An 11,801-nucleotide genomic window follows, 5' to 3' on the forward strand; every position below is an offset into this window, starting at 1 on the left:
TTGTCAGGAAAGGAGTGCAGGGTTGACGCCACCATGTGGTTCAGACCACTTCACGGTCAAGGTCTAGACCATTGTCGTCACTCGAACGGACTAGTGGCAACCCCCTCGGAACCGGTTCCGAAGACGGGCGACCACTAAGGGTGGACGAGCCTAAAGTCTGACCCCCTCCCAGACCAGGGGCCGACGTGCGCGCGCCGCCGGGAGGTCAGACTCGGACCCGTCGAGGGGGTCTCGACGCGAACGAGGAGGACCACTGTGAGGGGCAAGAGGGGAATCGCCTTGGCGGCTGCCGCGGGGCTCGCGGTCGTCGGCATCGCCGGCACGGCGGTGGCGGAGCCGTCGGTCGAGGCGGCCGGCCGGATCGACCGGCAGGTCGTCCAGCGGGCGTTGGACGACATGGCGCGCACGGGGGCGCAGGGGGTGCAGCTCCGGGTCAACGACGGGCGGCACGAGTTCACCGCGCGCAGCGGCACGGCGCGGATCGACTCGCCGCGTCCCGTGCCGACCGACGGCCGGTTCCGGATCGGCAGCATCACCAAGACGTTCGTCTCGACCGTCGTGCTCCAGCTCGTCGGCGAGGGCAGGGTCGAGCTGGACGCACCGGTGCAGCGCTACCTGCCCGGCCTGCTGCCGGACGGCGACCGGATCACCGTGCGGCAGGTGCTCCAGCACACCAGCGGGCTCTACAACTACACGTCCGCGCTCCCGCTCGACCCGGACGGCCTGCTGGACATCCGGTACAAGACGTGGACGCCCGCCGAGCTGGTGGCCGTGGCCACCGCCAAGCCGCTCGACTTCGAGCCCGGCACGAAGTGGAGCTACTCGAACACCAACTACGTCGTGGCCGGGATGCTGGTGGAGAAGGTCACCGGCAAGCCGTACGAGGTGGCCGTGGGGCAGCGCGTCCTGCGCCCGCTCGGCCTGCGGTCGACGTCCGTGCCGGGCACCCGCGCCGACATCCCCGGCCCGCACGCGCACGGCTACATCCGGGCGGGCGGCGAGGTCGTGGACATCACCGAGATGAACCCGTCGGTCGCGTACGCGGCGGGCGAGATGATCTCCACGACGGCGGACCTGGACCGGTTCGCGGACGCGCTGCTGGACGGGCGCCTGCTCCGGCCGGCGCAGCAGGCGGAGCTGACGGCGACGCTGCCGATCACCGGCGGCTACGGCCTGGGCATCACGTCGGAGCAGCTGCCGTGCGGTGTCACGATCTGGGGCCACAGCGGCGGCATCCCCGGTTACGCCAGCCTGATGATGAGCACGGCGGACACGAAGACCCGCCTGACGATGTCCCTGACCTCCGCCCCGGACCCCGGTGACGTGGCGGGCTACAACGAGCTGCTGAGCGAGGTGTTCTGCTGACACCGGACCGACGTGGTGGGGGCGCCCGGGACCCGTGCGCCCCCACCGCTCGGCGTTCAGGCCCGCCACTGCTCCGCGGGTGCGACACCGGGCAGCGGCTTGCCGATGAGCGCGACGGGGATGAAGAAGCAGACCTGGCCGATCGCCGTGGTGAGCGTGGCCAGCGCCTTGTCGTCGTAGTGGGCGGACGCTTCGGCGTACAGCTCGTCGGTGACGCGCTCGCCGCGCGGGTTGGGGGTGAGGACGGCCTCGACGAGCGCCAGCGCGACCCGTTCGGCCGCGGTGAAGTGGGGCGCGTCCCGCCAGGACGCGACGGCCGTGATGCGCTCCTCCGCCTCGCCCGCCTTGCGCAGGTTCCCGGTGTGCAGCGTGGTCAGGTAGGTGTTGCCGACGAGCTGGCCGGCCCGCAGGTGCACCAGGCCGATGGTGGTGCGCGGGATCGAACCGTTGCCGACGGCCTGGAACAGGGCTCCGGCGACCTGCGCCAGCTCCGGGACGAGCCCGGTGGGGTCGGGCAGTCGCGACTGGCGGGCGTCGTGCGTGGTGGTCATCGTGGACCTGTCCTTCCGGGTTTTCGCCGTTGTCACCGCGTTGACGTTCGGCGCACGCCGGATGTGACCGCCCGCGTGCTCGGGCACGGGTGGTGGGGCCTCGACGACCCGGAGCGCTGACGCCGACGGCCCGTCCGGGGGCAGGACGGGCCGTCGGGTGGGGAAGGGCGCGGCGGTCGGGCGGCGACCGGCGCGCCCGCGGTCTAGGTGGTGGCGAGGAACTCCTCGACCTGCGCCACCACGAACGCGTGGTCGTCGGCTTGCGGCAGGCCGGACACGCCGACGGTGCCGACCATGCCGACCCCGGCGACGATCACGGGGAACACGCCGCCGTGAGCGGCGTAGCGGTCGGGGTCCAGGCGGGAGTCGGCCTCGAACGTCCTGCCGCTCGCCCGGAAGCTCTCGCCGACCCGGTAGGAGCTCTGGCCGTACCGGTCCACGACGCGGCTCTTGCGGTCGATCCACTCGTCGTTGTCCGCCGACGTGCCCGGCAGCGCCGCGTGGAACAGCCGCTGCTGCCCCCGCCGCACCGAGATCGTCACGGGCAGCGCCTGCGCGCGTGCCGCCTCCAGCAGGAACGCGCCCAGCGCCAGCGCCACGTCGTTGTCGAACGACGTGAACACCAGCCGGGACTCCTGCTCGGCCAACGTCTCCAGCAAGCTCACAGCGACACCACCTGTCCGGTCCGGGCGGAGGTGAACGCCGCCTCGATCACTTCCAGCGCGCGCACGGCCGACTCCGGCTCGACCGGCAGCGGGCCGCCGTCGGTCAGGGCGGTGACGAGCAGGCGGTAGAACTCCGAGTACGCGCCGGGCAGGCCCACGACCTCCTCGGCGTCGTCCAGCAACCCCAACCGGCCATTTGTCGACAAATCTTCATACGGCTTGCCGGCGGCCAGGGCCTCCTCCTGCCGGTCCAGGCCGTGCGAGACGTACGCGCCGGTCGAGCCCAGCACGCGCAGCCGCGGCCCGTGGTGCGAGGCGGCCGAACTGGCCCAGAGGTGTGAACGGACCCCGCCGGCGTGCGTCAACGCCACGAAGACGTCGTCGTCCACCTCGACGCCGGGCCGCCGCCGGTCCAGCTCCGCGTAGACCGTCGCGACCGGCCCGAACAGCTCCAGCGCCTGGTCGACCAGGTGCGCGCCGAGGTCGTAGAGCAGTCCGCCCGCCTCCTCGGGCGCGCCGAACTCGCGCCAGTTGTCCCAGACCTCCGGCACCCACCGCTCGAACCGGGACTCGAACCGCGTCACCTCACCCAGCGCGCCGTCGGCCAGCAGCGACCGGACCGTGCGGAAGTCGCTGTCCCACCGCCGGTTCTGGAACACCGTCACGGGCACGTCGCGGTACTGCGCCGCCTGGAGCACCCGGCGGGCGTCGGCCGACGACGGCGCGAACGGCTTGTCCACCACGACCGCCATGCCCGCCTCGATCGCGGCCAGCGCCAGCGGCACGTGCGTGCGGTTCGGGGTGGCGACCACGACCACGTCCAGGTCGAGCTCGAACAGCTCCTCGACCGCCCGCGGCAGCCGGACGTCGGGGTGGGTGGCCCGGGCGTGCGCCCGGCGGGTCGGGTCGGCGGTGACGACGGCGGTCAGCTCCAGGCCCGGTGTCGCCGCGATCAGCGGTGCGTGGAACACCCGGCCGGCGATGCCGTAGCCGAGCAGTCCGGTGCGGAGAGGCATGCGCCGATTAAAGCAACGCCGTGTAGTAAAGCGCCAGGTGCGATGATGGACCCGTGGCCAACTTGCGCTTCCTGCGGGGGTACAACGACGCGGTGGTGCTCGGGCTGGCCCGCTCCGGCGCCGTGACGCGGGTCGAGCTGGCCGACCGCAGCGGGCTCACCCCGCAGGCGGTGTCCAAGGTGGTCAGCAGGCTCATCGACGACGGCCTGCTGGTCGAGTCCGGCACCCGCAACGTCGGCGTCGGCAAGCCGCGCACCCTGCTCAAGCTGGTCGCGGACTCCCGGCTCGCGCTCGGCGCGCAGGTCGAGCGCGACGAGCTGCGGGTCGTGCTGACCGACCTCGCGGGCACGGTGCTGGACCGCGCGGTCGCCCCGCTGCCGCCCGACTTCGACCCGCCGACCTTCGTGGAGGAGCTGAACCGGCTGGTCGACGGCCTGCGCAGCGACCGGCTGCGCGCCGAGCGGCTCCTCGGGGTGGGCATCGGGTTCGTCGGCCCGCTGGACCACCGCACGGGCGTGGTGCACTACCCGACCGGCCTGACCGCCTGGCACGACGTGCCGCTGCGGGCGTTGGCCGAACAGCGGCTGGGCCTGCCCGTGGTGCTCGACAAGGACACCAACACGGCCGTCGTGGCCGAGGCGTGGCGGCGCGGCGAGGAGCTGCGGGACGCGGTGCTGGTGCTGGTCGGCACGGGGCTCGGCATCGGCATGCTGCTCGACGGCCGGGTGCACCGGGGCGTGCGCACGAACGCGGGCGAGTACGGCCACACCACCCTCCAGCTGGACGGCCCGCCGTGCGTCTGCGGGCGCAGCGGGTGCATCGAGGCGCTGCACAACCTCGCCGCCGCCCGCGGCGACCTGGTCGAGGCGACGTCCGTCGTGGGCGTGGCCGTGGCCGACCTGGTCCAACTCCTCGACATCGACCACGTGGTGCTGGCCGGGCGCGCGGTGCTCGCCGAACCCGCCGCCTACCTCGACGGCGTGCGCGCCAGGCTGCCCAAGGACGAGTGGCTGCCGGTGGACGTGTCGATCACCCCGTTGGGTGATGACGTGGTCGCGGCGGGGGCGGCGATGCTGCTCCTGAGCGAGTTCTACGGCCGTCCTCGCTGACCGGATTGGACATGCCCTGCTCACGGGCACTCGTGCGGGTGATTCACTGTGCGGCATGTATGCGCTCCGGTACGCCGTCGGCACCGACCCCGGCCTGCGCCGTGAAGCGAACGAGGACTCCGTGTACTTCAGCGAACGCCTGTTCGCCGTCGCCGACGGCATGGGCGGGCACGCGTACGGCGAAGTGGCGAGTTCGATCGCGGTGGCGGTGCTGGCCGACCTCGACGTCGAGGCCGACGACCCCCTCGGCGAGCTGGCCGGCGCGGCCCGGGAGATCGCCATCCGGCTGACCGACCTGGCCGAGGAGAACTTCGACATGCGCGGGATGGGCACCACGCTCACCGCGCTGCTGTGGGACGGCGAGCGGTTCGCGGTCGGGCACATCGGCGACTCGCGCTGCTACCTGGTCCGCGAGGGCGAGCTGAGCCAGATCACCCGCGACCACACCATGGTGCAGGCGCTGGTGGACGACGGCCGGATGGCCGCCGAGCAGGCCGCCGAGCACCCCGGCCGGTCCATGCTCATGCGCGCGTTGCAGGCGGGCAGCGCGCACGACCCGGACCTGTTCTTCGCCGAGGCCGAGGTGGGCGACCGGTACCTGATCTGCTCGGACGGGCTGTCGGACGTGGTGGGCGCGGCGGAGATCGCCGAGCTGCTGACCGCCACCGCCGACGGCGACGAGACCGTGCGGTCGTTGATCGAGGCGGCCAACGCGCGCGGCGGGCCGGACAACATCACCTGCGTCGTGGTCGACGTGCTGCCCGCGGGCAACTCGTCGTGGCTGCCGAAGTGGCTGACGAGCTAGCGGGGTGAACGCGGCCGGGGACCGGCCTCACCGAGGGCCGGAGCCCGGCGGGGGCATGGCCCGCCTCGCCGCGTCGTCGGCGCGCACGTAGTCCTCGACGCACGCCAGGCCGGCGGCGCCGAAGCGCTCCGGCACCTGCGCGGCCTCGGTCGCGCGCTGACCCGTCGTGGCAGCGGGGCCCCGGTACCTGCTCATGAACGCCTCGCCGAGCGGTCCCCGACCCAGCTCGCCCGCGGCCCTCTCGATGGCGGCCAGGGTGCCCGACCACTCGCTCGCGAACGTCGCGCCCGCCTCGGTGAACCCCTCCATGGCGGTCGCGGCCTCGACCACGTCCATGTGCACGCCGTTCACCGCCCACCCCCGGCCAGGCGGTCGAGGTGGTGCAGCAGCGGGTCGAACGCCGGGTCGGTGCCCTCGGCCGTCGCGTCCGCCGGCAACAGCGGCTTGAGCACGTCGAACGCCGCGCGGTGCGCGCTCCCGGCCGCGGCCTGGGCGGCACGCGTGACGGCTCGGGCCAACGCGGCGGCGTCGGGCGCGCGGTAGAGCCGGGGGTCGAGGCGCAGCGCGCGCATCGCGCCGTCCGGCCCCACGGTCACGTCGACCAGCCCGTCGTCCGACGAGGCCGTCACCTCGATCGCGGCCAGTGCCCGGTTCACCCGCCACACCTCCTCGGCCGTCCGCCGCCCGTCCTCGACCATGGTGACCTCCCGTCGTCGTGCGGCCAGCGTGCCGACTCCGCGCCGCGCCGCCCGTCCCGCCGGCCGCTTCCGGCCACCGCGCCGTCGCGCCGCCCGAACCCGCCGCAGACTCGGCCGAGGTCCGAGTGCCGTCGTTGGGAGGGCGTGGCGGATGGGGGTCCCGGAGCCGTCGAGTCCGCTGTGGACGGCCGTGAAGCGCATCTACGACTCGTGGCCGCCGGACGACGAGGCGGCGGCGGCCCGGCTGGCGGACGCGTGGCAGCTCGCGGTCGACACCGTGACCGCGGCGGCCGAGGGGACCGGCCGGGCGCGGGACGGCGCGTGCGCGGCGTGGCAGGACGACGGCGGCGGGGAGCTCGGCGCGCGGGTGGACCAGTACCTCGCCAAGCTGGCCGACCTCGGGCAGCGGATGGCGCGGCTGCACGTCCGCGCCGACCACTACCGGCAGGAGCTGCACTCGGCCAAGACGACCATCGTCGACACCATCGCCGAGAACGAGGTGGTGTTCGCGCTGCTGGTGAACCCCGTGATGATCACCGGGTTCGGCGCGGAGCTGAACCCCCAGCGCGACTTCGCCGCGATGATCGCGAACCACCTGCGCGAGATGATCGCGCGCAAGGCCGCCGCGCTGCTCTGGGACGGCGACGCGCCACCACCGGTGGGCGAGGAACCGGTGATGTCGTTCGGCCGCTACGCGCACACGACGCTGGACGTCCTCGGGCTCGTCGTGGACACCGCCGACGCGGCCAACGCGGTCTGGTACCTCGCCGAGGGCAAGTACGGCGAGGCCGCGCAGTCCGCCCTGGGCGCGATACCCGTGGCGGGCGTGGGCGCGACCGCGGCGAAGGCCGTCAACGCCCTGGACGCCGTCGCCGGGGCGATGCCGCCGGAGGGCGCGGACGGCCGGCCGGACGACACGATCGAGTTCGCGGGCAGGAGCTGGGTGCGGGTGCAGGAGCCGGACGGCAGCTACACGCTGTACGTCAACGCCGAGACCTACCCCGAATCGGCGCGGCACGTGCAGGACGCGCAGCTCGCCGGGCACCCGCACACCGTGACCGTGGACAACCGCCCGCCCGGCACGACCGAACGGGCGCAGCAGCGCCGCAAGGAATCACTGGCCAACTTCCGGCGCGAATACCGGCAAGAACACGGCACCTCCTACCGCAACACGCCCTCACCCGACGGGAGGCCCCGTGACCTGGACGAATACCCACCCGCGCGGATGTGGGAGGGCGGCCGGCGCAACGCCGGAACGCCGGACGAGACCTATGCCGGCGTCCGACCGATCGACTCCTCCGACAACCGCGGTTCCGGATCGGCCTGGTGGAACCACGGCGTCAAGGGATTGCCCGAGAACGCGAAGGTGGATGTCGTCGTCGTGCCGGACACGACACCGTGAACCGATGGGTGGAATTCGTGATCACTGCTGCCGGAGGGTGCCAGCGATGAGCGCATCCGCGTTGTCCGGACTGCTCGCCCGCGCGAAGGGGCCGCTCGGTCCGCGGGTCGAGGTCGACTTCGGGGTGGACGGGCCGTTGCGGGAACTCGGCGAGGTGCTGTCCCGGGTCAACGGCTTCTTCGCGTTCGACGCGGGCCTGCACGTGTTCCGGGTCGGACCGGACGGCCACGGCCCCGAGCTGTCGGACTGGAACTCGGGCGCGCCGTGGAAGCACGCCTACGACGGGCTGGCCGACGACCTGTTCTGCTTCGGCCAGGACGTGCTCGGCACGCAGCACGCGATCCGGGCCGGCACCGAGGTGGTGAGCTGGGACCCGGAAACCGCGCGCGCCACCGTGATCGGCACGTCGCTGGAGGAGTGGGCGCGGTGGCTCCTCGCCGACCCGGACGACCGCGCGACGGCGTTCCTGGCGAAGGTGTGGCAGGACGAGCGCGGGCCGCTGGAGTTCGGGCAGCGCCTGCTGCCGTCGCGGCCGATCGCGCTGGGCGGCGAGGTCGCGTTCGACGACCTGGTGGTGAAGGACGCGGCGGAGGCGCTGCTGATCCGGGGTCCGATCGCCCGGCAGCTGCACGACCTGCCGCCCGGTGCGACCGTGCGGCTGTCCACAGGGGACTGATCAGTCCGGTGGCGTCACGCCGAGCAGGTCGCGCAGCGCCGTCTCGCCGGTCGTGGTGAGGCGCACGGCGCGGCCCGTGCCCACCCGCCGCACCCAGCCGCGCTCGTGGAAGGCGGCGTGCAGGTGCGCGCCCGCCGTGCCCGCGAGGTGGGAGCGGCGCTCGGTCCAGTCCAGGCATGCCTTGGCCAGCGGGCGGCGGGTGGCGGGCGGGGTGAACGCGAGCTCGCGCTCGAGCCAGGTGAGGCCGTCGTCGGTGACGGCGAGGTCGGCGGTGAGCAGGCCGCGGGCCGTCATGGCGTCGGTGATGGCGACGCCGAGGCGACCGGCCAGGTGGTCGTAGCACGTGCGGCCTCGGCGCAGCGCCTGGTTGGCGGCGGAGGCGCGCAGCGTGCGGCGCGGCGGGTCCGTGGGGCCCAGGTAGGCGAGCAGCTCTTCGAGCAGCCGCGCCTGCTTCGGGCCGGCCAGCTGGACGTAGCGGTGGCGGCCCTGGCGGCGTTCGACGAGCAGGCCACCGCGGATGAGGCGGGTCAGGTGCTCACTGGTCGTGGAGGCGGTGACGTCGGCGGCCTCGGCCAGTTCGCCCGCCGTCCACGCGCGGCCGTCCATGAGCGCGAGGAGGAAGCGGGCGCGCGTGCGGTCGGCCAGCAAGGCGGCCAGGGTGGCCAGTTCGTCTGCTGCCATGGGCCCATTGTGCGCCGATGACGGTTCGGCGGTGGCCGAAGTGATGGCGGCCTAGGTTTCACGGCATGGACGTGCTGACTGATTCGTCGTATGTGGTTCCGCCCGTGCCCGCCGCCGCGACCGGGGTGGCGTGGTTGAGGGCGTCGGTGGCGCGGTTCAGCGAGGGCGCGGACCACGTGCGGCGGCGGGCGTTGGCGGAACGGGTGCTGGCCGGCGTGGACCCCGGGTCGTTGCGGCGGGCGGGTGAGCCGGTGGCGGTGCTGGCGGAGGCGATGGGGCTGCCGCGGTCGGTCGCGGGCGACGTGGCCGTGGTGGCGTCGTGCTACCAGCCGCACGTCCCGGTGCCGCCGGCGGCGGACGCCGCGGTGGGGCGGCTGGTCGACGTGTGCGGCGGGGTGTGGGACGAGGAGACGGCCGGGCGGATCGGGGTGCTGGTGCAGGCTTCGGCGGCGACGACGGCGTTGATCGCGGGGGTGGAGCCGCCGGTGCCCGTGACGCGGCGGGTCGCGCCGGACGGGTCGGTGGTGGAGGTGGACCTGCGGGACGCGTGGTTCGGGGCCGGGCGGCACGCGTGCCCGGGGCGTGCGCACGCGTTGGCGCTGGTGGAGGGCTCGCGGGCGTTCCACCGGCTGCACGACGAGCTGCTGGTGCTGCCGAACGCGTGGGACTTCGCGTCGGCGGCGGCGTTCGTGCGGGCGGGGTTCGCGGCGGTGGGGACGACGAGCCTGGGCGTGGCGGTGGCGCACGGGCTGCCGGACGCGGCGGGGGTGGCGCGGGCGGAGACGCTGGCGCTGGCGCGGCTGCTCGTGCGGCTGCCCGTGCCCGTGACGGTGGACGTGGAGGCCGGGTTCGGCGGGGACGTGCGGGAGCTGGCGGCGGAGCTGTGGGAACTCGGCGTGGCGGGGGTGAACGTGGAGGACGGCCGTGGGACGGGGCTCGCGGACCCCGCGGAGCACGCCGGGATCGTGCGGGCGTTCAAGGAGGCCGCGCCGGGCTTGTTCGTCAACGCCCGGGTGGACACCCACTGGCTGTCGGTCGACCGGGACTCGGCCCTGCGGCGTGCCCGGACGTACGCGGACGCCGGTGCGGACGGCGTGTTCATTCCGGGCCTGCGCGACGAGCGTGAGATCGCCGCCACCGTCGCGGCGCTCCCCGTTCCGCTGAACACCCTCCCGGACCTGCCCCTGAGCACGTTGCGCTCCCTGGGCGTCCGCCGCGTGAGCACGGGCTCCCTCCCGTTCCGCGCCGCCCTCTCCGCCGCCGTCCACGCCGCGACCGCCGTGCTCACCGACCAGCCCACACCCACCGACCTCCCCACCTACGACGAAACCACCACCCTGACCACCCCGTGAGTCGAACCTCCAGGCCCCGAGAGTCGAACGCTCAGGACCCCCGAATTCAACGCTCAGGACGAGCGGCCCTGTCCTGAACGTAGAACTCAGGGGTCCTGGAGGTTCGACTCTCGGGACCTGAGCGTTCGACTCTCGGGTCCTGGAGGTTCGACTCTCGGGACCTGAGGGTTCGACTCGCGAGGGGTCAGGAGGGGTTGGTGGCGTGGGTCAGGGTTTCCCAGGCGATGAAGAGGCGGTCGGTGCCGGCGGGGCGTTGGCGTTCGGTCAGGGTCTGGGTGTTGGTCATGGCGATGCCCAGGCGGGTGTTCAGGGCGTTGAACGCCACCTCGGTGGTCGGGCCCAGCGCCTGCTTGCGCGTGCCGCCGCACAGCCAGGACGGCATCGGCTCCAGCTGGTAGCGGGAGTGCAGGCCGTAGGCGTGGCGGAGGCGTTCACGCACCTCGCCCCACAGGTCCTGCCCCTGGTGGTGGGCGGTCTCGGCGATGTGCGCCGCGGCGGCCAGGCCGTAGCCGGTGTGGGTGAAGTCGCGGCACGTTTCCTGCGACAGCCCGTTCACGAACGTCGTCTGCCCGTGCCAGTACGACACGATCTCGTCCCGCGTGTCGATGCCGCTGCCCGGCGGGGTGCGGGGCAACGCGCCGTCCGAGGTCAGGTAGACGTACGCGGGCATCCGGGTCCGGAAGATCGACACGGCCTTGTCGTACACGGCCCGGTCCTCCAGGAACACCGAGATTCCCAGCGTCGCCTCCATCATGGACAGTTCCCAGTTGCCGTTCGTCGCCGCACGCCCGTTGACGATCTCCGGCAGGTACACGTCCCGCAGCATGGTCGCGAACCGGCCCGCGTTCGGCCAGTTCCCGCGCACGTGCTTGATGATCTCCGCCGCGCGCGGCCACGACGAGCCCGCCCAGGCGGTCTGCAACGGCGCGTTGCTGTTGGTGTGGTCGCGGATCGTCGCCGACCACGCGTCCATGATCTCGATGGCCTTCGCCGCGTAGCGGTCGTCCCGAGTCACGTACCACGCCAGCGACAACGTGTACGCGGCCAGCGCGTCCTCGCGCTCGTCCGTGCACCCGTAGTTGGGGTTGGAGTACGACCCGCACTCCACCACCGCACGCGGTTTCGGCACGCGTGACAGCGAGGCGAACGGGTGCGCCACCATCTCGTCGAACGCGCCGCGCCACGGCTGCGCGCCCGCGTTGACCTTGGCCCGCACGAAGTCCAGCTGTCCCTTGCTCACCAGCACCCCGGGGTGGGTGAACGTGGCGGGCGCAGCCGTGGCCGACTGCCCGGGCGCCACCACCAAGCCGACCGCCAGCAACGCGGCGGTGAAGAGCGATTTCCCAGCCATGCCACCGAGTTTGTGTGGTCTAAACCACATTCGTCAACATCGTTCACGGTGGTGAAGCGACCGCGCCGTCCGGTTCCGGCCGGGAGCGCGACCAGCCGGAAAGCGCGACGTCACGGTCGCCCGCCGAGAA

Annotated in this window: 13 protein-coding genes; 6 read left to right on the top strand and 7 right to left on the bottom strand. The window is 73.3% G+C overall.

The features are described 5' to 3' along the window. Window positions 1-255 precede the first annotated feature (255 nt). Entirely contained in the window at window positions 256-1,365 is a 1,110-nt protein-coding gene (locus ACIQMJ_RS12940; protein WP_499761160.1) for a serine hydrolase domain-containing protein, read from the top strand. A gap of 56 nt (window positions 1,366-1,421) precedes the next feature. Here the strand turns inward: ACIQMJ_RS12940 and ACIQMJ_RS12945 are convergent, their stop codons facing one another. The 3 genes from ACIQMJ_RS12945 to ACIQMJ_RS12955 all read right to left on the bottom strand — a co-directional run bounded on the left by ACIQMJ_RS12945 (window position 1,422) and on the right by ACIQMJ_RS12955 (window position 3,597). Further along, a complete protein-coding gene (locus ACIQMJ_RS12945; protein ID WP_499761161.1) occupies window positions 1,422-1,916 on the bottom strand; it encodes a carboxymuconolactone decarboxylase family protein in 495 nt (164 codons plus the stop codon). A gap of 203 nt (window positions 1,917-2,119) precedes the next feature. Continuing rightward, on the bottom strand, window positions 2,120-2,581 hold the full coding sequence (locus ACIQMJ_RS12950) for a heme-degrading domain-containing protein (protein ID WP_499761162.1): 462 nt from the start codon (window positions 2,579-2,581) through the stop codon (window positions 2,120-2,122). Next, the gene (locus ACIQMJ_RS12955; RefSeq protein WP_499761163.1) at window positions 2,578-3,597 is read right to left on the bottom strand and encodes a Gfo/Idh/MocA family protein; all 1,020 of its coding nucleotides are present in this window, start codon (window positions 3,595-3,597) and stop codon (window positions 2,578-2,580) included. The genes ACIQMJ_RS12950 and ACIQMJ_RS12955 overlap by 4 nt, the downstream gene beginning before the upstream one ends. 53 nt (window positions 3,598-3,650) lie before the next feature. Here ACIQMJ_RS12955 and ACIQMJ_RS12960 point away from each other — a divergent pair, with 53 nt between their 5' ends. Continuing rightward, window positions 3,651-4,706 (top strand): ROK family transcriptional regulator, encoded by a 1,056-nt coding sequence (locus ACIQMJ_RS12960; protein WP_499761164.1) that lies wholly within the window; start codon window positions 3,651-3,653, stop codon window positions 4,704-4,706. Window positions 4,707-4,761: 55 nt separating this feature from the next. Further along, window positions 4,762-5,511 (top strand): PP2C family protein-serine/threonine phosphatase, encoded by a 750-nt coding sequence (locus ACIQMJ_RS12965; protein ID WP_499761165.1) that lies wholly within the window; start codon window positions 4,762-4,764, stop codon window positions 5,509-5,511. A 27-nt stretch (window positions 5,512-5,538) separates the two neighbouring features. Here the strand turns inward: ACIQMJ_RS12965 and ACIQMJ_RS12970 are convergent, their stop codons facing one another. Together ACIQMJ_RS12970 and ACIQMJ_RS12975 are read right to left on the bottom strand one after the other, a co-directional pair. Next, entirely contained in the window at window positions 5,539-5,862 is a 324-nt protein-coding gene (locus ACIQMJ_RS12970; RefSeq protein ID WP_499761166.1) for a hypothetical protein, read from the bottom strand. Next, the gene (locus ACIQMJ_RS12975) at window positions 5,859-6,209 is read right to left on the bottom strand and encodes a YbaB/EbfC family nucleoid-associated protein (protein WP_499761167.1); all 351 of its coding nucleotides are present in this window, start codon (window positions 6,207-6,209) and stop codon (window positions 5,859-5,861) included. The genes ACIQMJ_RS12970 and ACIQMJ_RS12975 overlap by 4 nt, the downstream gene beginning before the upstream one ends. Before the next feature lie 151 nt (window positions 6,210-6,360). On the opposite strand from ACIQMJ_RS12975, the gene ACIQMJ_RS12980 reads away from it, so the two are divergent. Then, entirely contained in the window at window positions 6,361-7,611 is a 1,251-nt protein-coding gene (locus ACIQMJ_RS12980) for a WXG100-like domain-containing protein (RefSeq protein WP_499761168.1), read from the top strand. A 46-nt stretch (window positions 7,612-7,657) separates the two neighbouring features. Next, window positions 7,658-8,287, top strand: coding sequence for an SMI1/KNR4 family protein (locus ACIQMJ_RS12985; RefSeq protein ID WP_499761169.1), 630 nt, complete (start codon window positions 7,658-7,660; stop codon window positions 8,285-8,287). Here ACIQMJ_RS12985 and ACIQMJ_RS12990 read toward each other — a convergent pair whose 3' ends face one another. Then, window positions 8,288-8,968 (bottom strand): ArsR/SmtB family transcription factor, encoded by a 681-nt coding sequence (locus ACIQMJ_RS12990; RefSeq protein ID WP_499761170.1) that lies wholly within the window; start codon window positions 8,966-8,968, stop codon window positions 8,288-8,290. It abuts the gene before it with no gap. Window positions 8,969-9,033: 65 nt separating this feature from the next. On the opposite strand from ACIQMJ_RS12990, the gene ACIQMJ_RS12995 reads away from it, so the two are divergent. Next, window positions 9,034-10,320, top strand: a complete 1,287-nt coding sequence (locus tag ACIQMJ_RS12995) for an isocitrate lyase/PEP mutase family protein (protein ID WP_499761171.1) — start codon at window positions 9,034-9,036, stop codon at window positions 10,318-10,320. 184 nt (window positions 10,321-10,504) lie between these two features. On the opposite strand, the gene ACIQMJ_RS13000 is transcribed toward ACIQMJ_RS12995, so the two are convergent. Continuing rightward, window positions 10,505-11,671 (bottom strand): alginate lyase family protein, encoded by a 1,167-nt coding sequence (locus ACIQMJ_RS13000; protein WP_499761172.1) that lies wholly within the window; start codon window positions 11,669-11,671, stop codon window positions 10,505-10,507. Window positions 11,672-11,801 lie beyond the last annotated feature (130 nt).

Origin of the sequence: Actinosynnema sp. NPDC091369 (assembly GCF_044757065.1) — a bacterium.
Classification (GTDB): domain Bacteria; phylum Actinomycetota; class Actinomycetes; order Mycobacteriales; family Pseudonocardiaceae; genus Actinosynnema.